The sequence below is a fragment of the Candidatus Halocynthiibacter alkanivorans genome, assembly GCF_003333265.1.
GTDB lineage: Bacteria > Pseudomonadota > Alphaproteobacteria > Rhodobacterales > Rhodobacteraceae > Halocyntiibacter_A > Halocyntiibacter_A alkanivorans.
The window spans coordinates 1-19945 of sequence record NZ_QOLB01000140.1; the positions used below are offsets into that span (position 1 = coordinate 1).

General features: G+C 57.7%; 21 protein-coding genes and 1 tRNA gene. 5 read left to right on the forward strand and 17 right to left on the reverse strand.

Going from position 1 to position 19945, the window contains the following annotated elements; translation table 11 throughout:
- Window positions 1-115 precede the first annotated feature (115 nt).
- From DWA01_RS18200 to DWA01_RS18215, 4 genes are all read right to left on the reverse strand, one after another.
- Entirely contained in the window at window positions 116-490 is a 375-nt protein-coding gene (locus DWA01_RS18200; RefSeq protein ID WP_114287235.1) for a hypothetical protein, read from the reverse strand.
- A 273-nt stretch (window positions 491-763) separates the two neighbouring features.
- A tRNA-Gly gene (locus DWA01_RS18205) sits at window positions 764-837 on the reverse strand.
- A 119-nt stretch (window positions 838-956) separates the two neighbouring features.
- Window positions 957-2996 carry an ASKHA domain-containing protein gene (locus tag DWA01_RS18210; RefSeq protein WP_114287236.1) on the reverse strand — a complete coding sequence of 680 codons (2040 nt, stop codon included), beginning with the start codon at window positions 2994-2996 and terminating at the stop codon, window positions 957-959.
- A 104-nt stretch (window positions 2997-3100) separates the two neighbouring features.
- Window positions 3101-3859 carry a c-type cytochrome gene (locus tag DWA01_RS18215; RefSeq protein ID WP_235008608.1) on the reverse strand — a complete coding sequence of 253 codons (759 nt, stop codon included), beginning with the start codon at window positions 3857-3859 and terminating at the stop codon, window positions 3101-3103.
- Window positions 3860-4028: 169 nt separating this feature from the next.
- Here DWA01_RS18215 and DWA01_RS18220 point away from each other — a divergent pair, with 169 nt between their 5' ends.
- On the forward strand, window positions 4029-4568 hold the full coding sequence (locus DWA01_RS18220; RefSeq protein ID WP_114287238.1) for a hypothetical protein: 540 nt from the start codon (window positions 4029-4031) through the stop codon (window positions 4566-4568).
- A gap of 70 nt (window positions 4569-4638) precedes the next feature.
- Here DWA01_RS18220 and DWA01_RS18225 read toward each other — a convergent pair whose 3' ends face one another.
- Genes DWA01_RS18225 through DWA01_RS18235 form a run of 3 tightly spaced genes read right to left on the reverse strand, consistent with a single transcriptional unit; the run spans window position 4639 to window position 6950 of the window.
- Window positions 4639-5694, reverse strand: a complete 1056-nt coding sequence (locus DWA01_RS18225; protein ID WP_114287239.1) for a methyltetrahydrofolate cobalamin methyltransferase — start codon at window positions 5692-5694, stop codon at window positions 4639-4641.
- A gap of 9 nt (window positions 5695-5703) precedes the next feature.
- Window positions 5704-6627: a methylenetetrahydrofolate reductase gene (locus DWA01_RS18230; protein WP_114287240.1), complete on the reverse strand. Its 924-nt coding sequence runs from the start codon at window positions 6625-6627 to the stop codon at window positions 5704-5706.
- Between the two features lie 26 nt (window positions 6628-6653).
- On the reverse strand, window positions 6654-6950 hold the full coding sequence (locus DWA01_RS18235; protein ID WP_114287241.1) for a virulence factor: 297 nt from the start codon (window positions 6948-6950) through the stop codon (window positions 6654-6656).
- 205 nt (window positions 6951-7155) lie between these two features.
- On the opposite strand from DWA01_RS18235, the gene DWA01_RS18240 reads away from it, so the two are divergent.
- The 3 genes from DWA01_RS18240 (at window position 7156) to DWA01_RS18250 (ending at window position 9787) form a co-directional block, all read left to right on the forward strand.
- Entirely contained in the window at window positions 7156-7935 is a 780-nt protein-coding gene (locus tag DWA01_RS18240; RefSeq protein ID WP_114287242.1) for a sulfotransferase family 2 domain-containing protein, read from the forward strand.
- Entirely contained in the window at window positions 7862-8974 is a 1113-nt protein-coding gene (locus DWA01_RS18245; RefSeq protein WP_114287243.1) for a Ppx/GppA phosphatase family protein, read from the forward strand. Before DWA01_RS18240 ends, DWA01_RS18245 begins: the two co-directional genes overlap by 74 nt.
- A gap of 105 nt (window positions 8975-9079) precedes the next feature.
- Window positions 9080-9787, forward strand: a complete 708-nt coding sequence (locus tag DWA01_RS18250) for an RlmE family RNA methyltransferase (protein WP_114287244.1) — start codon at window positions 9080-9082, stop codon at window positions 9785-9787.
- 306 nt (window positions 9788-10093) lie between these two features.
- On the opposite strand, the gene DWA01_RS18255 is transcribed toward DWA01_RS18250, so the two are convergent.
- The 10 genes from DWA01_RS18255 to DWA01_RS18300 all read right to left on the reverse strand — a co-directional run bounded on the left by DWA01_RS18255 (window position 10094) and on the right by DWA01_RS18300 (window position 18773).
- Window positions 10094-10501, reverse strand: a complete 408-nt coding sequence (locus DWA01_RS18255; RefSeq protein WP_114287245.1) for a hypothetical protein — start codon at window positions 10499-10501, stop codon at window positions 10094-10096.
- Window positions 10501-10887, reverse strand: a complete 387-nt coding sequence (locus DWA01_RS18260) for a response regulator (protein WP_114287246.1) — start codon at window positions 10885-10887, stop codon at window positions 10501-10503. Before DWA01_RS18260 ends, DWA01_RS18255 begins: the two co-directional genes overlap by 1 nt.
- A gap of 2 nt (window positions 10888-10889) precedes the next feature.
- The gene (locus tag DWA01_RS18265; protein WP_235008609.1) at window positions 10890-11759 is read right to left on the reverse strand and encodes a CheR family methyltransferase; all 870 of its coding nucleotides are present in this window, start codon (window positions 11757-11759) and stop codon (window positions 10890-10892) included.
- Window positions 11756-12220 (reverse strand): chemotaxis protein CheW, encoded by a 465-nt coding sequence (locus DWA01_RS18270; RefSeq protein WP_114287247.1) that lies wholly within the window; start codon window positions 12218-12220, stop codon window positions 11756-11758. The genes DWA01_RS18265 and DWA01_RS18270 overlap by 4 nt, the downstream gene beginning before the upstream one ends.
- Before the next feature lie 6 nt (window positions 12221-12226).
- Window positions 12227-14590, reverse strand: coding sequence for a chemotaxis protein CheA (locus DWA01_RS18275; protein ID WP_114287248.1), 2364 nt, complete (start codon window positions 14588-14590; stop codon window positions 12227-12229).
- Between the two features lie 11 nt (window positions 14591-14601).
- Window positions 14602-14967 (reverse strand): response regulator, encoded by a 366-nt coding sequence (locus DWA01_RS18280; protein ID WP_114287249.1) that lies wholly within the window; start codon window positions 14965-14967, stop codon window positions 14602-14604.
- Window positions 14964-15245 carry a hypothetical protein gene (locus DWA01_RS18285; RefSeq protein ID WP_114287250.1) on the reverse strand — a complete coding sequence of 94 codons (282 nt, stop codon included), beginning with the start codon at window positions 15243-15245 and terminating at the stop codon, window positions 14964-14966. The genes DWA01_RS18280 and DWA01_RS18285 overlap by 4 nt, the downstream gene beginning before the upstream one ends.
- A 166-nt stretch (window positions 15246-15411) precedes the next feature.
- A complete protein-coding gene (locus DWA01_RS18290; RefSeq protein ID WP_114287251.1) occupies window positions 15412-16389 on the reverse strand; it encodes a glucokinase in 978 nt (325 codons plus the stop codon).
- Between the two features lie 12 nt (window positions 16390-16401).
- Window positions 16402-17730 carry a GH1 family beta-glucosidase gene (locus tag DWA01_RS18295; protein ID WP_114287252.1) on the reverse strand — a complete coding sequence of 443 codons (1329 nt, stop codon included), beginning with the start codon at window positions 17728-17730 and terminating at the stop codon, window positions 16402-16404.
- Between the two features lie 20 nt (window positions 17731-17750).
- On the reverse strand, window positions 17751-18773 hold the full coding sequence (locus DWA01_RS18300; RefSeq protein WP_114287253.1) for a substrate-binding domain-containing protein: 1023 nt from the start codon (window positions 18771-18773) through the stop codon (window positions 17751-17753).
- Window positions 18774-19036: 263 nt separating this feature from the next.
- Here DWA01_RS18300 and DWA01_RS18310 point away from each other — a divergent pair.
- Window positions 19037-19945, forward strand: a 909-nt coding sequence (locus tag DWA01_RS18310) for an ABC transporter substrate-binding protein (protein WP_136057779.1), incomplete at its 3' end; no start/stop codon positions are given.

Here is a 19945-nt window from a genome sequence, read left to right on the forward strand (position 1 = left end):
GGCATGGACAGCGCGGTCTCATTGTGGTCCACTGCGAGATCCGGGCTGCGGCCAATCGCCAGCGAACTCCCGGCGGATGCGCCGGCGCCGCCGCCGCCGGCAAAACTATCAATGATCAGCGGTGCGTCGGCGCATACAGGGCGGGTAGGCTGGGGCGGGTCGAAGAACAGGCCGCCGTCCAATACGCAGCACCCCCGATCAAAGCGTCATCAATGGAAACGTTGATGCCGGGAATGCTGTCGGCAAATTCGGCGGCGCCTTGGCGAATTTTGTCCAGCTCCTGAGTGAGGGAGATCGAGCGCATGTAGTGCTGGTTCTCAATCATGCCAGGTATGGCTGCGTCCAGGGTGAGCAGAACGACGAACCCGCCTTCTTCAGAGCGGGGATTGTATCCGACGCCAACGGTTCCATCTCCAAAGAGGATGCCATTCAGGTGCGGCTTTAGGATTGCTGTGGCGTCCGCCAGTTCTTCAGGTGTGTGATCGGACATGCGTAACCCCGATCATGGGGCTAGTTTGCGGCGCGCCCCAGAAACCTGGTTTTGAACGGTTCTGAACTGCGCTTCGAAAGTAGCGGGCAATCCAGTCAGAACAATTTGAGAACGGAAAATGCAAGTGTGGGGATAAGTGTGGGGATCGAACTCCCGAAGATGGGGTTTTGTTCCCTATTTCTCCCTGGTCGGTTGTTCGGGGAAAAGCAATATACTTGCCGCAATCAGCGCGTAACACCCTTGTTTTATTGGGTGTTTTATAGGGTGGGGGAATGGAGCGGGTGAAGGGAATCGAACCCTCGTATTCAGCTTGGGAAGCTGCTGCTCTACCATTGAGCTACACCCGCGATGGGCTATCAGGTAAATCAGCGCCACGGCAGGGTCAAGTGGGATCTGTGGGTTTTACTGCCGTTTTGGTGCGGCGATTGTCCTGGTGAACAAGTATGCTCACCAGGGGCGTTTTCGCTTAGCCGCGACGACGGCGGCGGCGTCCGCCGGCCCCATCACCGCTGTTGGGGTTGAAATTCACATTCGGCAGGGTGACAGTTTTTGCCAGTTCCGCAAAGGGTGCGGTGGCGTGGGGTATGGCATTTGCGGCGACAAAATGTTCCTGAAAGCGCGGTTCAATCGCGGTTTCGATCTTGTTAATACGCTGCACCTGGGCCTCGATCGCGCGGCGGTCACTGACGTTGGCCAGCGCCATGCGTGCGCCGGTGCCGGCGGCATTGCCGGCTGAGAACACCTGATCGGTGCGGCAGTCGGGGATCATACCCAGAACGATGGCATGTTTGGGGCTGATATGGGCGCCAAAAGCGCCGGCCAGAACCACCCGGTCGACCTCATCGACCCCCAGTTCGTCCATCAACAGGCGGGCGCCGGCGTAGAGCGCGGATTTCGCCAGCTGAATAGCGCGGATGTCGCCCTGAGTCACGGTGATCACCGGACCGTCCCGGTCGCTGCCATCATGAATCAGATAAGAATGGGTGCGGCCTTCGGGCAGGCTGCGACTGGTGCCGGTCTGCTCTGCGCTGCCGATCAGGCCTGAAGCGTCCACCAGGCCGGCCATGCGCATTTCGGCGACTGCCTCAATAATTCCGGAGCCACAAATGCCGGTGACACCGGTGCCGGCAATCACCTCGGCAAACCCGTCCTCATCGGACCATATTTCGCTGCCGATGACACGGAACCGCGGTTCTTTGGTGTCTGCATTGATTTCGATACGTTCAATCGCCCCGGGCGCTGCCCGCTGGCCAGAACTGATCTGCGCCCCTTCAAAAGCAGGGCCTGTGGGCGAGGAACAGGCCAGAACCTGGGTGGAGTTTCCAAGCAGGATTTCCGCATTGGTGCCCACATCCACGATCAGCGACAGGTCATCGCGCAGTTCGGGCGCCTCGGAAAGCGCCACGGCGGCGGCATCGGCACCAACATGGCCGGCAATCAGCGGCAGGATATAGACCTGCGCCGCCGGGTTCAGCGGCAGATCAAGGTCGCGCGCGTCAAGGGTGCAGGCGTCAGAGCTGGTGAGTGCAAAGGGCGACTGGCCAAGCTCCACCGGATCAAAACCAAGCAGCAGATGGTGCATCACCGGGTTGCAGACGAACACCGCTTCCAGAATCTGGTCGGTAGATATTTCGGCATCCGCCGCGAGCGTGCGGGCCAGATCGGCCATAGCTGCGCGTACTTCGCGGGTCATTTCGGCGTCACCACCGGGGTTCATCATCGCATAGGACACCCGGCTCATCAGATCTTCGCCAAAGCGGATCTGTGGGTTCATCACCCCGGCCGATCCGGCGACAATGCCGGTTTCCAGATCACAGAGATGGGCGGCGATGGTGGTCGAGCCAAGGTCAATCGCCAGGCCATACAGCGGTTCTTCATACAAGCCGGGCCAGACGTCCAGCATTTTGGATTGGTCTTCACCGGCGTCATAAATGGCGACGGTGACCGCCCATGCGCCTTTGCGCAGCGCTTTTTGTAACTTGCGCAGAACCGACAATGGCGCGGTGATACCCTCTACATTCCATTGCGCTTTCAGCGCTGCCTGCAGCCGCTCAAAATCGCCGGTCGGGTCGTCCATGCCGGCCTCTTCGACTTCGATGTAATAGCGTCGTGTCGCCGGGTCCATGATGATCGGACGGGTGGAGGCCGCTTTGCGCACCACTTGTTTGTGCACCTGGCTTTCGGGCGGCACGTCGATCACGATATCGCCCTGCACCTTGGTCTGGCATCCCAGCCGGCGGCCGGTTTTCAGGCCGCGGATCCGGTCGTAGCGCTCTTCCACTGCGTTGAATTCAGACACCGCGTTCTCAAACACTGTTACGCCATGTTTGGGGAATTCGCCAAAGGACGGCGTGACCTGGCATTTGGAACAAATTCCACGGCCGCCACAGACCGAATCCAGATCAACACCAAGCTGCTGTGCCGCCGTCAAGACGGGGGTGCCAAGGGCGAAGCGACCGCGTTTGCCCGACGGGGTAAAGATGACCAATGCGTCCTGATCTGACATGTGTTCGCCCTTTTGATATTGCTTACCGGCAATCTAGGCGAATGAGGCGTGGGCGCAATGGCATCGGCGTCATAATGCGGTCTTTCCGCGTCATCTTTTGCGGCTCAGCTGTTGGAACTCCAGGCGCAGCGGTCAAAATCCGCGTATTTCAACAGCTGTTCCGTGGTTCCGGCGGTGACAATGCGTGAACAGCCTTCCAGCGCGTCAGAGCTTTCAAAGACACTGACGATTCCTGTGACGGAGGCTGTGGTGCACAGGGTGTCTTGTGGCGGCAGGCTTTGCACCAGACGGCTGCCGTCATCGCCTTCGCTGGCAAACAGGTAGGGCTTTGCAGTGGCGTTTTGAACGCAGACCATGCCGGGACCCGCAGCGAGGGCTGTTTGCACCGCGCCGGGTTGCATCCCGGGTTCTTCGGCTTGTTCGGGGGCGGAAAATCCGGCCAGATAAGCCGCCACATCGCGCCGGTCATCTTCACTGACCAGCCTGAAAGCCATTTTTACCTTGGCTCTCGGATTATCCAGATAGGACCGCATATAAGTCGTTGGATTGACCAAATATTTTACAACGGCCTCCGCGTCCCATACCAGGCCTGAAAGGCCGGCGTCACGCATGGATTTTGAGTAGCGGAAGCCTTCAGCGACCCCGGCCTGGCGTCCGATCACCCCGTTCAGCACCGGTCCGGTGCGGTTGCGGGCTTTGTCTCCGACCTGGTGGCAGGCCTTGCAGCTTTTGAATATCTTTTCGCCGCGCTCAGCGGACTGCGCCAGCAAGGGTGCGGCGGAAAACATCGCGATTGCGGCGGCAAAACCGACCGTTTTCAGGCCGGTAATCGAGAAACTGGCTGGCGGGATGGTCTGTGTCATAACATATGATCCTTTGCGCTTTTGTCTCAAAGGTGAGGTTGCCATGGCCGGCTTGTCTATTCACTTATGTTAACCGACGCACAATAAAATGTGAAAATCCTTGAACTGCTTTGCGACGGCGACCCGGCTACCGTTTGCCCGTGAGTAGTGATTAAACAGGGAGAAAAAAATGAAACGCATTTTTACGGTCAGCCTTTTGACCGCAGCGCTTGCGACGGGTGGGGCCTTTGCGCAGCAGATGGTGTTTGGCGGTGATCAGGACAAAACGGATGCGGCGGCGGTGTGGCAGGCGATGCTGGATCTGCAACTTGCCGGCCCGGGCATGATCCGCGCCTTTCCTTATGAAGGTGTTGCACCGCATGGGATGATGCTGGAAACCTTTTACACCACCGCCACCATCGACGGTCATACCGGCAATTTGATTGTGAAGCGCAATTACGGGCCTGAGGGTGTCAGCGCCGATGACGTGATGATGGATCCGGACAAACATCTGGGCGCTTACACCGTGATGTTCCAGCGCGAAGAAGGCTATGACGGCGACAACCAGGACTGGTTCTGGGCCAAATACCTGCCCGATGGGTCGCTGGATAAAAACCCCAAAGGCATGGCTCTGGCCGGGCGGGTGGCCAAAGGGGCGGACGCCGGCTGCATTGCCTGTCACTCGGGCGCAGAGGATTACATCTTTACCACTGACGGCATCAGTCGCTGAACTTTTCTGACGGCTGTGACAAAAAAGGGCGCCCGGAAGGACGCCCTTTTTATGTTCAGATCAATGGCGCTCAGGCGCGACGGCGACGGCCACCGGTGCGGCGCCCGCGGGCGCCTTCGACAGCTGCGTTGGGGTCTCTGTTGAAGCTGATCCAGGTCGAGCCATGCGGGTCATTGTCGGTGAGGAAGTTGGCCGCACGGATGGCTTCCATTTCCTTGCCGGGACGCGCTTTGGTCGAGCCCAGACCGGTCAGGTGGGCCAGCAGTTCCAGATCGATATCATCGGGAACGATGATGCCGGCTGCAGCCAGCGCGTCGCGTTTTTCCTGCAGTTTCTTGGGGCCGACGGGCAGGGCCACCGGGTTCATAATCGCCGAAGTCATGCCGGCGCCCATTGCCATGGGCAGGAAGGCATTGTTGATGCCGTGACGGTTGGGCAGGCCAAATGAGATGTTGGAAGCGCCACAGGTGGTGTTCACACCCAGTTCCTCGCGCAGTTTGCGCACAAGGGTGAAGACCTGTTTGCCAGCCGTCGCCATCGCACCAATGGGCATCACCAGCGGGTCGACCACGATGTCATGTGCAGGAATGCCAAAATCGGCGGCCCGCTCAACGATCTTTTTGGCCACGGCAAAACGCACTTCCGGATCCTCAGAGATACCGGTGTCATCGTTGGAAATCGCCACAACAGGAACGTTGTATTTTTTCACCAGCGGCAGCACGAATTCGAGACGGTCTTCTTCTCCGGTGACCGAGTTCAGCAGCGGGCGGCCTTCGGCGGCGATCAGACCGGCCTCAAGCGCCTCAGGAACCGAGCTGTCAATGCAAAGAGGCACATCGACCAGACCCTGCACCAACTGGATGATTTTGGTCATCAGGGGCGGCTCGGTCTCATTCGGGTTCGGGTTGGAGTTGTAAACAACACCGGCGTTGATATCGAGAATGTTGGCCCCGGCCAGAACCTGGGCCAGCGCGTCTTTTTCAACGGTGGAAAAATCGCCGGCTTCCAGTTCCGCGGCCAGCTTTTTGCGGCCGGTCGGGTTGATACGTTCCCCAATGACGCAGAAGGGCTCGTCAAAGCCCATAATGACGGTATTGGTTTTGCTTTCAATGACTGTACGGGTCATGGCGATCCCTTAAGATTCAGAGGCAGGACGTGTCGCGTCCCCGCCGTTTTCGATGGCCCATTTTGCATTTGTCTTGATCCCGCCCAGCGGGAAGAAATGCACATGAGAGATGTTAAAGTCGGGGTTTTTAGCCTTGTGCAGCGCCAGTTCGTTGAGGAACCCGGTTGGCTCGTAAGGCAAAAGCAGCTTGGAGACATCCATAGCACGTTTTTTCAGCACTTTCAGCGAAGCGCCAACACCACAAGCGATGGAGAACCTGATCAGGGTCTGAAGCTTGGCCGGACCAGCCACACCGATATGCACCGGAATGTCGATGCCGGCTTCTGTCAGGGCGTCGACCCATTCAATGACAGGACCGGCTTCAAAGCAGAACTGTGTCGCCAGCGCCATGTCAGCATCGGTGGTCTCATTGAACTTCTGTTTCCAGCGCAGCGCTTCCATGACGCGTTCATCAGACCCGCTGGGATCAATGTCGCGGTTGCCTTCGGGGTGACCGGCCACGTGCAGGCGTTTGAAACCGGCTTTGTCAAACAGGCCGCTTTCCAGCAGTTGCATGGAGTCGGAGTAATCACCGTAGGGTTTATCCACACCGCCGGCCAGCAGCAGCGCTTGCTCAACGCCGGCTTCGCCCTGGTAACGCGCGATCCAGTCGGCCAGCGTGGCCTTGTCTTTGATGATACGCGCCGGGAAATGCGGCATCACGTCATAGCCTTCGTCGGCGACGCGTTTGGCTGTGGCGACCATGTCCTCGATGGGGGTGCCTTCGATATGGGCGATATAAACCCGGGTGCCCGGCGCCAGCAGAGGGCGTAAATCATCCACTTTTTCAGCCGTGCGCGGCATCACTTCAATCGAATAGCCTTGCAAAAAAGCTTCAAGCTCTTCGGTGCCACCCGCTGGGGCTTCTTTTTTGCGGAATTTCAGTAGCGCCATCGTGGCCTCCCATAGCTGGCTTGGGCTCATGCCCAGCCGTCATTGTCGATCAACGCCTTCAGGCGGTCTTTGGTGTAATCAGTATCGATCCGTGCGGCTTCCGCCACGACCACGTCTGCAGCGTCGCCCTCAACCGGGTAAGGCGCTGCTTTGCGCCATTCCGCGAGATAGGCGTCGGTATCGCTGGCGCCGATTTTCATCGCCGCGCGGTCAATGGCCTGCTCAAAACGCTCAGGCAGTGGTGCTTTGGTTGCGCGGCGGCCCTTGCCGATAATGACCTGGGCCGGAATGTCGCGCCAGTAAACGATTGTGACGTCAGGCATGGATCGATTCTACTCCCTAATTACACCCCGGTTCTACGCGGTCACGACTGTGTCGCGGGGGCGGTTTTCGACATGAAGAGAGGCTGAAACGACTTCTCTGCTCTCTGGCTAGGGTATGTGAAGTGTCGTGGGAAGGTTAAGGGATAGGAAAACTTTTCATGATCATCATGAACCAGTCAAATGACGGTCACAGTCTGGGGGATGAATGACGGTACTGATTGATGAATACAAAATTGCCTACTGCCCGTTGCCGGGTGCGGGCAGCAATGCGGTGAAAACGTTTCTGGCGGTGGTAGACCCGCTGCATGTGGCGCAATCGGTGGAAGATGTCACCGACACCGAACTGGATCACAACTATAGCACAGTGCCGTTTGAAGCGGAAATCCTCGCGCGGCTGAGCGGTTGGTTCAAGTTTTGTGTGATCCGGGATCCGGTGGCGCGACTGATTGATATATATGAAAACAGGCTGGCCGGACGGGATTTGCTGCTGGCGTGTGACGTAGTGTCCACTGAGCTGCCATCCCAACCAGACAGCGATACGTTTTTCAGCAACCTGTCCGTTTATCGTATGCACTCTATAATGGTGGCGCGGCTTGTGCGCCCGGCGATCCGCTATCTGGGGCCGGATCTGGGGCTTTTTGAAGCGGTCTACCCGGTGGAGGAGATTTATCGCATCGGCCATGACATCGGGCGCCGGGCAGGTCGTTCGGTGGTGCTGCCACGCCGCGAGCGACGCCTTTGCCACACAAAGGTGCAAGATCTCAGTCGGGAGGCGCAACTGGAGATTTATGAGTTTACCCGGGAAGATTACAGATTGATGAAGGATTTTTATCAACCAGCCGTCAGGTCTCTTGCTCTCCGTCACCGCGACGCTTATCCTCAGAGCCAAGCCAAAGTTGGAGGGCGTGACCATGACGCCCAAGCGTCCCAAGGGTGCGGGCGTGTTCCTGGAAACAGTCGAGCCGCGCGCGCCCAAACCGCCTGATCCGTCGCAGCTTTATGCTGCGCTGGATTTGGGCACAAACAGTTGCCGTATGTTGATTGCCCAGCCAAAGGGCAGTCAGTTTCATGTGGTGGACAGCTTTTCGAAGTCTGTGCAACTCGGTGCAGGTCTGGAAGCGTCCGGTTGTCTGAGCCGCGCCTCGATGGGGCGAACGGTCCAGGCGTTGCGTGTCTGTCGCAAAAAACTGCAGAAACATAATGTGCAGCGCATGCGGCTGATCGCAACCGAAGCCTGCCGGCGTGCGCAGAATTCCCGCGACTTTATCCGCATGGTGAAACGCGAAGCGGGGCTGTCGCTCGAGATTATCAAACCTGAAGAAGAAGCCCGCCTGGCGGTGATCTCGTGTGCGCCTCTGGTGTCCACCCGGACGGAACAATTGTTGGTGGTGGATATCGGCGGCGGCTCAACCGAGCTGGTCTGGATCGATCTGTCAAACGTGCCGCGCATCGACCGGCCGCGGGCGATTATGCGGCTTCATGCGGGGTTCAAGCCAACGCAGAGCCCGTTTCCGCATGCGCATGTGGTGGACTGGATCTCGGTGCCGCTGGGGGTGGCGACCCTGAAAGACCAGTTTTCGGATGTCAAAGACGATTCCGCGCGGTTCGCCCTGATGAGCTGTTTTTTTGAGGAAAATCTGGCCGCCTTCGCCCCCTATGACAAGATTCAGGCGCGCAAGGGTTTTCAGATCATCGGCACCTCCGGCACGGTTACAACCGTGGCCGCCAGCCATCTGGGGTTGCGGCGCTATGACCGCAACAAAGTGGACGGTCTGCGCATGAGCAGTGATCAGATTGATGCGGTGATCCGGGACTACCTGTCTCTTGGGGAAAAAGGCCGCCAGCGCGATCCGCGTATCGGTCGGGACCGGCAATCACTGATCATGTCCGGCTCGGCGATTTTGCAGGCTTTGCTGCGGGTCTGGCCCACAGATCACCTGTCGGTGGCTGACCGGGGTTTGCGGGAAGGTTTGCTTTACGCGCAGATGAGCGCAGATGGTGTGCTGGAAGACGGGCCCTATTGATCAGGCGGATCGCCCGGTGGCGACCGGGGCTGGTGTGTTGTTGGAAAACAGACTATCTGACCAGAAAAAGGGGCCAAACGCGCCCTTTGATGAAGGACGAGGCGTATGGCCAAAGAAATAAGCGGGCGCGGACAGCGTGAACTGCGGGTAAAAGTTAAATCAGCGCGGGGGCGGAAGCTTTCGTCAACTCTCTGGCTCGAGCGTCAGTTGAATGATCCCTATGTCAAACGGGCTCAGGTCGAGGGGTTCCGGGGGCGTGCCGCGTTTAAAATCCTCGAACTTGATGACAAATTCCGCTTTTTGGTGCCCGGTGCCCGGGTGGTCGATCTGGGCTGTGCGCCCGGCGGCTGGTGTCAGGTCGCGGTGCCCCGCGTCAACGCGCTTGGTGAAAGAAAAAGCAAAGCGGTCGGCAGGGTGCTTGGCGTTGACCTGCAGGAAATCGAACCACTGGCCGGTGCGGAAACCCACACGCTGGATTTCATGGAAGACGATGCCGATCTGAAAGTGAAAGAGTGGCTGGGCGGCCGCGCTGACGTGGTAATGTCAGACATGGCGGCCTCTGCCTCGGGCCACAAACAAACCGATCACCTGCGCATCATTGCGCTGTGTGAAGCTGCGGCCTATTTTGCATTTGATGTGCTGGAAGAGGGCGGTACATTTGTCGCCAAAGTTCTTGCCGGTGGCGCCGAGGGTGATTTGCAAAAACTGCTGAAAATGAAGTTCACCAAAGTTATGAACGTTAAACCGCCGGCCAGCCGCGCCGACAGTTCAGAAAAATTCGTAGTTGCGACCGGGTTTAAAGGCCAGGAGTGATGCATTTCCCGGTGCCCGGGTCCGCCGGATCCGTGCCCCGCGACAGATGATGAGCTGTCGCCGGTCGCAATGGGTGCAATAAAACACAGCCGGGCAGCAGCGCGCAAACCGCCGGGGTGGAACAGCGGCTGGATTTTTCGCCCGGCAACCGGGGCTGCACTTGCGGCTACACCAGGCCCAGAACTGTGGGGCGTGACCGGCATCGAGCTGGTTCGCTGAACGGCCTGCGGTGAATTGTCTCTGTTCCGAATCCAGGATCACATTGTGAAGCAGACCTGTGCCTGTCAGCCCTGCAATTCCTTTGCGTCAGAACCAGGCGATTTCGCCGGAGTCCTCTTCACACAAAACAAACGGTGAGTCGGTGTCGTCAAACAGCTTGTGGGCCAGATGGCGCAGCTGGATAACCTTGTCCAGTTCATTCACCTCGACTGTTTGCTCCAGACACTGCGTTTTCAGGTGCCCGAAAACGCGGGTCAGGTCGTCGAGCGTCTGATGCAGGCGGTCGACGGACTGCAGCGACCGCAGCACCGCAGGCGACAGAGTGCCGGCATTTTCAATCGCTGGCCCCAGCGCCGTCTGCAATTCGGACGCCAGCATAGCCATAGACATCAACTCGTCCTGGATGCGGCCATTGAGCGTGGCAAGCGGAATGGTCTCCGCCTCCGGCTGCAGCTCTGTCGGAGAGTCCGTTATATCGGCGGCCCGCTCTGACATCAGAGCGGCCCGACGATGGCTTCGATTGCAGCTTTCAACCCGGCAGGTTCAAACGGTTTTTTGACGAAGTTGTTCATGCCGAGTTTTTTGCCGTGTTCGATAATCTCGCGATCTGCGCGGCCGGTGATCAGCAGGAAACCAACACCCCGGGTCGGCGCATTGCTGCGCAGGGCGTGCAACAGGTGCAAGCCATCCATGCCAGGCATATTGTAGTCCGAGATAACGAGGTGTACCGGGTTTGCCGCGATCTTTTGCAATGCGCCGTGACCGTCGGCGGCGACATCCACGTTTCGCACCCCGAAAGAATCGAGCGCATTGGTAATAAGGCCCCGGCTCGTGGACATATCGTCCACAACAATTACCCGAAGTTGATCTCTGAGTGCCATGGTCAGGCTCCTTTAGCGACGCGATAGGCGGTGACGCCGGAACTGGTGAACAGAGAGTTGGCTGCTTCGCCAATACGCTCCGAATGTCCCAGAAACAGCCAACCGTCATCAGACAAGATATTTTGGAAGCGTTGATAAAGACGTGTCTGAGTGTCCTCATCAAAATAAATCACCACATTGCGACAGAATATGATGTCAAAGCAGCCGTTCATCGGCCAGTCACCGTGCAGGTTCAGCTTGCGGTAGGTAACAAGATCCCTGAGTTTTTGAGACGCCCGGTAGCCTTCTTCACCCTCGAGGGATTCCGCGCTGAACCAGTCACGGAGATGATTGTCTTCGAGACCGCTGAGCATGGTATTGGCGTAAAACCCCTCCCGCGCGGTCTGCAGCACATCATTGTCGATGTCAGTGCCCAGAATGCGGACATCCCTGGACAGTATATTCGGATCCATTTCCAGCAACGTCATCGCCATAGAATATGTTTCCTGCCCGTTGGAGCAGCCCGCAGACCAGATCCGGACGCGGCCCCCCGCAGCGGCCTTCTTCAGCAATGGCGGCAACACTTCTGACTTCAGCCGGTCGAAATGATGTTTCTCGCGGAAGAAATGTGAAACATTGGTCGTCAGCGCTGATACCAGAAAGGGCATTTCGCCGGCATTGCCGGGGTTTTCCACAAATTCGATATAGTCTTCAAAGCTGGGCAGTTTCAGAACACGCAGGCGGCGTGTCAGGCGGGATTTGACCATTGCCATCTTTGATTGCGCCAGAACCAGCCCCGCTTCGCGATGCGCGATCCTTGAGACCGCCGCAAAAACAGCGTCGCTCATCTCACCGCCGACAACGCGGCGGGGCTGATGAAGTGCAGCGTTCATGCGGCTTCCTCGTTCTGGTCGGGCATGATCGCGTTCAGATCAAGGATGCGGATCATCCGGCCGTCGACGATCGTCAGGGCGGATACGAAATTATGGGTCTCATCTGCGGCCATATCCGGCGGTGCCTGCATATCTTCCTCCGGAATGGCGAGAATGTCGGAAACCGCATCCACCATCAGCCCCACGGTGCGTTCGCCGAGGTCGACAACGATGATTACGTTGCGATCAGTATCCTGACCGGTTTCCAGACCAAGGCGGGCCGCCAGATCAATCAGCGGCAGCACCGTGCCACGCAGGTTGATAACACCGCGTACAAAGGGCGGCGCATGGGGCAGGGAGGTGGCTTTGGCAGAGCCGCGGATTTCGCGGACAGACATAATGTCCACGGAGTAATCCTGGCCACCAACAAGAAATGACAGAAGCTCGGTCGCAGTGTCGGATTTTTTTGTGTTATCAGTCATGTTGGCTTATCCTGCTATCGAAAGATGTTTAGGGGGAACCCGGGTCCGGCCCGTGGCTTCTGAGACCAGATCGACCGGATCGAGGATGAGAGCAATCTGCCCGTCGCCCAGGATCGTGGCCGCGGCAATGCCCGCGACACGGCCGTAGCTGGCTTCCAGCCCTTTGATGACGACCTGGCGCTGATCCTCAATGGCATCGACCACGAGGGCTGCGCGCTTGCCATCCTCCTGACCAATGAGCAGCACGATGTCGCCGATGTAGCTGTCTTTCGGCGCCCGGTAGCCGAGTTCTGCACCCAGATCGAGAAGGGGATCAAACCCGCCGCGGATCTGAACCACATGGGTTTGCGGTCCGAGCGCGCGCAAATCGTCTTCGGTCAGTGTCAGTGTTTCAATGATCGCATTCAGCGGCACCACCAGGGTTTCGCCGGCAACTTGCACCACCATCCCGTCCAGCACCGCAAGCGTCAGCGGCAGGGAAATCGAGAATGTGGTGCCCTTGCCTTCGACCGAGGAGATCGAGATTCTGCCACCCAGCCCGAGGATAGCGCTTTTGACCACGTCCATGCCGACGCCGCGCCCCGACAGGTTCGACACTTTGTCCGCAGTGGAAAACCCGGGCAGGAACAGAAGGTTGTCGATGTCAGTGTCACTGAGCTGCGCATCGGCGGCGATCAGCTCTTTGTTGATGGCAATCTGCCGCACTTTTTCGCGGTTGATCCCAGCGCCGTCGTCGGTGACATCAATCACGATGCGACCGGACCGGTGATTGGCCGTAAGGGTGACATGGCCCACAGGTTCTTTGCCGGTCGCGATACGGTCCGCCGTGCTTTCAAGCCCGTGATCCACCGCGTTCCGGATCATATGGGTCAACGGGTCGGCGAGACGTTCGATGACAGTTTTGTCGACTTCAGTATTTTCACCATCGGTGAACAGGCGCACATCTTTACCCAGCATTGCTGAGGATTCGCGTACGATACGGCTCATGCGCTGAAACAGCGATTTGATCGGCTGGGCGCGGATCATCATGACACTTTCCTGGATGTCACGTGTCAGCTGCAGAAATTCCTCCAGCCCGGTCTGTACCGGTGAATTTTGCGGCAGGCTGGTTTCAGCGACTGACTGGCTGAGCATGGCCTGATTGATAACCAGCTCGCCCACCAGATTCACCAGCCGGTCGATGCGTTCGAGGTCAACACGCACAGTGGCCCTGGGCTGTGTCGGGGTCGCTTTTGCCGAACTCTGGGCCCCGGCGGCAGATTGTGCGTCGTATTCTGCGGTTGATGTGTCCATAGGTTCTGGCTCCTTATCAAGGGCTGGAGCAACTTCCGGTTCCGGTGTGACATCGGGCAGAATGTCTGCAATTTCCGGTACCAGATCAGGCAGGCGCGCTGCTGAGGTGTCAGGTTCAGCCGTGACGGTGAGTTCCGGCTGTGGTGCAACGGCATTCTCGGCAATAAGAGCCGTGTCGTCGGCAGTTGCTATGTCCAGGTCGCAAAGCCCGTCAACGAATTCAAACACTTCCCTGACGGTGGTTTGATTTTCTTCGGTTGACAATTCAATGATCCAGGACAAGTACCCGTTCTCCGGGTTCAGATCGCCCAGACCGGGCAGGGTGGATGTATCACAGCGGACCTTGATTTCACCAAGATCGCGCAGCGCCCGCAACAGGTAAAGCGGTTCGTTGCCTGAACTGTACAGGCTGTTTTCCGGGCTGAAGAGAATCCGGAAATGGTTGAGCTGATTGCCGCTGTTGTCGGTTTGACCGGCCGGGCTGGCCGGGGGCAGCGGTAACGCGCTGTCCAGCTCTGGCAAGCCTGGAAGATCGGGCAAGCCTGGAAGATCGGGCAAGCCTGGAAGATCGGGCAGGCCCGACAGTGCTGGCAGGCCCGGCAGATCAGGCAAGCCGGATGCACCTCCACCGCCGAGATCGAGGTTCAGGACCATCGGCGCAAATTCGATTTCTTCTTCAACTTCTTCTGATGTGCCCACCATCTCGTCGAGCGTATCCAGAACCGGATTGGTAATACTCTCCGGAATGACAGCATCGTCGCGGGCGGCACGCACAAGATCAGCCAGAATGTCTGCGCATTGGAAGAACAGTTTTATTGCGGCGCTGTCGGGGACAAACCGGCCGGCGCGGACTTCGTCCATCGCGGTTTCGAAGCGATGCGCAAACTTGACCAGATCGTCGAGCCCAAAAGCGCCGGCACCGCCTTTGATCGAATGTACCGCCCGAAAAACGACATTGATCGTTTCGGAGTCATCATGGCCATCGTCCATCTGCTGGAGGCCATCCTGAAGGCTTTCCAGGAGTTCTTCGCATTCAACAAAGTATGACGCTCGGATTTCTTCCATCGGGTCGGACATACTACTGCCTCCTAACCTGCAACCATTTTAATGGCTTTAACGAGTTTAGACGGATCAAAAGGTTTGACGATCCACCCGGTTGCGCCTGCTGCACGGGCTTTTACCTTCAATTCCGAAGCACTTTCTGTGGTCAGCACCAGAATTGGAATGCCCCGCCATTTTTCTTGTGAGCGGACGGCGTCAATGAAACCGAACCCGTCCATGCGGGGCATGTTGATGTCTGTAATAATTACGTTGGGCTCAAGGCCGTCCAGGACTTCCAGCCCGTGAACGCCATCTTCGGCGAGATGTGTTGTGAACCCTGCCGAAGTCAGGGCCAGGTTCAACATGTCGCGCATCGTGCGGCTGTCATCGACAGCCAGGACTTCCAGGCTCATGTCCATGCCTCCGGTTGTGAAAAAGATTCAGGCGAATATCCAAACAGACCCAACTGGTCGACACATGCGTCAGACGCATTGATGATCCGGGTGCTCTGTCCGGACAAGGCGCGGGATTTTGCGGTTGCCAGCAGCAGTTGCATTGTGAGTGCGCCGAGGTGTCTGACCTTGCCCGCGTCAATTGCGAGGTCGGTGTCCTGGCATGCTTTCAGTTCATTAGCCAACGGGCTAATCGACTGATAGTCCAGCCGTGTGTTTAAAGTGATCTGTGCTGTCATGCCCGGCTCTCCGGGCTTGGCCAGTGATTGTTCATCTCACTTGCTCCCATACATTCAGTCCTGTCTGAAGTATTTAGGAGCGAGGGCGTTAAGACGGAGTTACAACAGCTGGATTTTTTTTAAGGCCAATGGAGGTTTTTAAAGAAAGCACCGTTTTTCGACGCTTTTATCGTATTCCGTCAAGGTGTACGGCACATCCCGTCAGCGCTGCATAATCGTCATTGATCAGAAAAACGGAAAAATTCTCCATGAATTCTGAGAAACGCCCTTTGTTGCGGAATGCGGTCGCAAAGCTGAATTCGTCGAGCCAGGGCGCAAAGGCGCGCGCAACGCCACCCACCAGGTAGATACCATTAAATGGCAACTGGATCAGCGCCAGTGTGCCGGTCACTGTGCCCAGCAGGCTTACAAACTGGCGTGCGGCCTGTTCGGCAACCGGGTCGGACCTCTCCTGCAGCGCCGCCATTATCCTGGTGGCTTCAGGCGCTGTTTTGCTCGCGTTTTCCGGCATCATGGCGGCGTAGATCGCTTGCAGGCCGCGGCCGGACAGAGCACTTTCCAATGCGGGAAATCCGAATTCTCTGGTCAGATACCGGTTCAGCCGCTGGTCCTGCTCATCTTGCAGTGGCAGGTTGATGTGTCCGGTCTCTGAGGGCATCACAATGCGTCCGCCGGGAAAATCAATCACCGGGGCGATGTTGAAACCCGTGCCGATGCCAATCACAAGGCTGGGCGCGTGGGCGGCGGGGATCGCAGACCGGCCGGTGAACACCGGTGTAGTATGGTCCGGATCCACGTGGCCAAGCGCGTAGCCCTGCGCCTGCAGGTCATTCAGAATATCGCACCGACGGGCGCCGGTGGCCTGACGAAGCGTTTTGTTGTCAATTTTCCAGTCGAGATTTGTCATTTCTCCGGCGCCATCCCGCACCGGACCGGCCAGGGCAATACAGGCGCCGGCGACTGCTGGCTGGCCCAGTTCCTGCAGATATTGTTGCAGGACGGGTTCAAGACCGGTGCGACCGGCATTGCGGTAGCGCCGTACAGAGCCGGCTTGCAGCTCAGCCCCCCGGCTCAGCGCCACACGAGTATTTGTGCCGCCGATATCTGCAACAAGAGACAATTCATCAGACTGGAGTAGGGGCATGTATCGTCCTTGTTACCCGTTGGTCAGGGCTTTTTGCAGCATATAATAAGAGAATTTTGGGACGCGCCGCAGCGTCTTAAAATCCACATGAACAAGCCCAAAACGTTTGTCATAGCCATGTGCCCATTCAAAATTGTCCAGAAGGGACCAATAAAAGAATCCCTTGATGTTAGCGCCTAAACTAAGGGCGTTCGCAGTGGCCTGCAAATGCTCCGTTATATAGGCGCAGCGTTCGGTGTCGTGGATCTTACCATCCTCCAGCCGATCCGCCAGAGCGATGCCATTTTCGGTTACATACAGGGGCAGGTCGCCGACGTATTCCGCGCTGAGCCACAGCAAAATGTCTTCAAGCCCCTGTGGATAGACCTCCCAGCCCATCTGGGTTTTCTTCAGCGGACCTTGTTTGCTACGGGTGCCGGGCCAGGCGGGCTCTGCCGCCGGCTCGTACAGGCTGCGGGTATAATAATTGACGCCCACAAAATCCAGTGGCTGTGAGATGATTTCCATATCATCCTGCCAGTGCTGTGGCAGATGGGGCTCCAGTCCGAGCAGAGCTTCTTCAGGGTATTTGCCCCGGGTCACCGCCTCGATAAACCAGCGGTTATAAATTGCGTGCTGTGTGGCGGCAGCACGGGCCGAAGCCTCGCTCTCGTCGGCTGGTTGTGCCGGTTCAAAGTTCAGCACCAGGCCAAGCCCGTCATGGCCCGTCTGGCGCAGCCGGCTCATCGCCATACCGTGGGCCAGAAGGATATGGTGCATCGAACGTGCTGTGGCGCGGATATCACGCAGCCCGGGCGCATGCTGGCCCAGAAAATGGCTGAGATAAGATATGCACCAAGGCTCGTTTACCGTTGCAGTTGACGCCACACGGTCGCCGATCCGGTCCATAATGATTTCGGCATAATCGGCAAAATGCGCGCAAGTGTCCCGGTTGCACCAGCCACCCTTGTCTGCCAGCGGCAGTGGCAGATCCCAGTGGTACAGGGTGACATACGGATCCATGCCACGGTCGAGCACCCCGTCCACCAGCCGGTCGTAAAAATCGAGCCCTTCCGGATTTACCGCGCCCCGGCCGTCTGGCTGAACGCGTGGCCAGCTTGTTGAAAACCGGTAAGCGTCAAAGCCAGCGGCCTGCATCAGGTCCAGATCTTGCTGCCAGAAAGTATAATGATCACAGGCACGGGCGCCGTTCTGTGCGCCCACGACATTGCCCGGTGTCGCCGCAAACGTATCCCAATGGTTCTGCCCTGCATTGCCCTTGGCATTGCCCTCTATCTGATAGGCCGCGGTGGCGGCGCCAAAGGTAAACTTGTCCGGAAAACGGCTGCGGTCAAAAAACACTTTTGGTTCTCCTGCGGCAGTCACGGCGCAGGACCGGTGGAATTGCCAACTGTAAGATCGGATTCCAGCAGCCTGTGCTGTGGCGGGCTTGTGGGGTTGGCGATGACATCCAGCACCATTTGAGCACAGATTCGGCCGGCTTCCCGCACAGAGGAGCGGGTTGCTGTGAAGATGGGCAGATCTTCGCCGTTTTTCAGATAACTCAACTCATCATCATGGGTGATGATGGAAATGTCACGCCCAAGCTGTAGGCCGCGCTCTTCGAGGGCGCGGCGGGCGCCGATTGAACTGATGATAGAGGAAATCAGAAAGGCGGTTGGCGGGCTCGGATGATCCAGCGCCCGGAGCACGCTGGCATAGCCATAATGTTCGGTCATCTCGTCGCTGAACATCAGCGCCGGATCATGCGTCAGACCGCGTGCGCCATGAGCGGTCAGATAACCGAGCCGCCGGCGGGCTGCGAAATCCATCTTTTCATTGCCGTTCAACAGCGCAATACGCCGGTGCCCCAGGTCGATCAAAAAGTTTGTCGCCCGCTCAAAAGCACGCGCATTATTGACGTCCACCCAGTTGTAATCTTCATCGCCCCGACCGGAGCGGCCATGCACCGCAAAGGGCAGGCCCAGATCCTGCAGAAGTTTAATGCGCGGATCATTCTGCAAAGGGCCGTGCACGATGACACCGTCCACCGAGCCTTTGGAGGCAATGTCCCGGTAAACACGGGCTTCGTCGGTGTCGGGCACCACTGTCAGGTGCATGTCGTAGCCATTTTTTGAATAGATTTCGCCGGCGCCAGCGATGAAATCGGCGAAAATCGGATTGACGATTTCGTGACGCGCAGAGATCGGGATCACATGACCGATGGACATAGTGCGCCCGGTGGCAAGTCCTTTGGCGCGGGTATTGGGGCGGTAATTATGCGCTGCCGCCGCATCCTGTACCCGTTTGCGGGTTTTTTCCGAAACTTCGGGGTATCCGTTCAAAGCGCGGCTGACAGTGGTTTGGGACAGGCCAAGATAATCGGAGAGGTCTTTTAGATTCATTGTTATGGCCGATCTGTCAAAGCGCTTTGGTGATTTGTGCAAGTTACCAGGGGTTTGCCGGTACGTCAAAGCCAGAATTTCAGATAATAACAATATTTGTGAAATTTAAGGTCGGCGGAGAGCAGCTGAAACGGTTGACATGATCCGGATCCGTCGGCAAGCATATGCATACCAAAGCGCTTTGGGTGTCTCGATTCTAAAAGCGCTTCGATCCAATTTTCGGAAAAGGGGTTGAAAAACAGCCCTGTCAGGGAGGGATAGAAATGAAACAAGTATTGTTTGCCGGTGCGGCGACGATTGCGCTGATTGCCGGGCAGGCCTCAGCGGATGCTCATCTGAAGTTTACGCCAGGCGAGGGTGATTTTAACTGGGCCAGTTATGAAGCACTGAAGTCACTGGACCTGAGCGGTCAGACCGTGTCGGTCTTCGGGCCCTGGCTGGGACCGGATCAGGAGAATGTTGAAAACGTTCTGGCCTATTTTGAAGAAGCGACCGGCGCAGATATTCAGTATTCCGGCTCCGACAGTTTTGAACAGCAGATCCTGATTGATACCCAGGCTGGCTCGCCGCCCAATGTTGCGGTGTTCCCGCAGCCCGGGCTGGCTGCCGATCTGGCAAGCCGCGGTTTTCTGACGCCGCTGGGCGAGGCGCGCGCCGACTGGGTGCGTGAAAATTACGCGGCCGGGCAGTCATGGGTTGATCTGGGTACCTATGCGGGACAGGACGGGGCCGATGCGTTATATGGTCTGTTCTACAAGGTCGATCTGAAGTCGCTGGTCTGGTATGTGCCTGAAAACTTTGAAGATGCCGGCTATGACGTGCCGCAAACCATGGAAGATTTGAAAGCGCTTTCTGAAACCATGGCGGCGGATGGCATTGCGCCGTGGTGCATTGGCCTTGGTTCTGGTGGCGCCACTGGCTGGCCGGCAACGGACTGGGTCGAGGATATGATGCTGCGCACGCAGTCGCCTGCCGATTACGATGCCTGGGTTTCAAACGAGATGAAGTTTGACGACCCGAAAGTCATCAATGCGATTGAAGAATTCGGTTATTTTGCACGCACCGACGCCAATGTCGCCGGCGGGTCTGCTGTGGTGAGCTCTACCGACTTTCGCGACAGCCCTGCGGGTCTGTTTGCCTCGCCGCCACAATGTTATCTGCATCGCCAGGCT

Coding starts and splice junctions, on each gene's coding strand:
- DWA01_RS18200 (WP_114287235.1), bottom strand. CDS start 490: ATGTCCGATCACACACCTGAAGAACTGGCGGACGCCACAGCAATCCTA.
- DWA01_RS18210 (WP_114287236.1), bottom strand. CDS start 2,996: ATGTCAGATCAGGACGCATTGGTCATCTTTACCCCGTCGGGCAAACGC.
- DWA01_RS18215 (WP_235008608.1), bottom strand. CDS start 3,859: ATGACACAGACCATCCCGCCAGCCAGTTTCTCGATTACCGGCCTGAAA.
- DWA01_RS18220 (WP_114287238.1), top strand. CDS start 4,029: ATGAAACGCATTTTTACGGTCAGCCTTTTGACCGCAGCGCTTGCGACG.
- DWA01_RS18225 (WP_114287239.1), bottom strand. CDS start 5,694: ATGACCCGTACAGTCATTGAAAGCAAAACCAATACCGTCATTATGGGC.
- DWA01_RS18230 (WP_114287240.1), bottom strand. CDS start 6,627: ATGGCGCTACTGAAATTCCGCAAAAAAGAAGCCCCAGCGGGTGGCACC.
- DWA01_RS18235 (WP_114287241.1), bottom strand. CDS start 6,950: ATGCCTGACGTCACAATCGTTTACTGGCGCGACATTCCGGCCCAGGTC.
- DWA01_RS18240 (WP_114287242.1), top strand. CDS start 7,156: ATGACGGTACTGATTGATGAATACAAAATTGCCTACTGCCCGTTGCCG.
- DWA01_RS18245 (WP_114287243.1), top strand. CDS start 7,862: ATGACGCCCAAGCGTCCCAAGGGTGCGGGCGTGTTCCTGGAAACAGTC.
- DWA01_RS18250 (WP_114287244.1), top strand. CDS start 9,080: ATGGCCAAAGAAATAAGCGGGCGCGGACAGCGTGAACTGCGGGTAAAA.
- DWA01_RS18255 (WP_114287245.1), bottom strand. CDS start 10,501: ATGTCAGAGCGGGCCGCCGATATAACGGACTCTCCGACAGAGCTGCAG.
- DWA01_RS18260 (WP_114287246.1), bottom strand. CDS start 10,887: ATGGCACTCAGAGATCAACTTCGGGTAATTGTTGTGGACGATATGTCC.
- DWA01_RS18265 (WP_235008609.1), bottom strand. CDS start 11,759: ATGAACGCTGCACTTCATCAGCCCCGCCGCGTTGTCGGCGGTGAGATG.
- DWA01_RS18270 (WP_114287247.1), bottom strand. CDS start 12,220: ATGACTGATAACACAAAAAAATCCGACACTGCGACCGAGCTTCTGTCA.
- DWA01_RS18275 (WP_114287248.1), bottom strand. CDS start 14,590: ATGTCCGACCCGATGGAAGAAATCCGAGCGTCATACTTTGTTGAATGC.
- DWA01_RS18280 (WP_114287249.1), bottom strand. CDS start 14,967: ATGAGCCTGGAAGTCCTGGCTGTCGATGACAGCCGCACGATGCGCGAC.
- DWA01_RS18285 (WP_114287250.1), bottom strand. CDS start 15,245: ATGACAGCACAGATCACTTTAAACACACGGCTGGACTATCAGTCGATT.
- DWA01_RS18290 (WP_114287251.1), bottom strand. CDS start 16,389: ATGCCCCTACTCCAGTCTGATGAATTGTCTCTTGTTGCAGATATCGGC.
- DWA01_RS18300 (WP_114287253.1), bottom strand. CDS start 18,773: ATGAATCTAAAAGACCTCTCCGATTATCTTGGCCTGTCCCAAACCACT.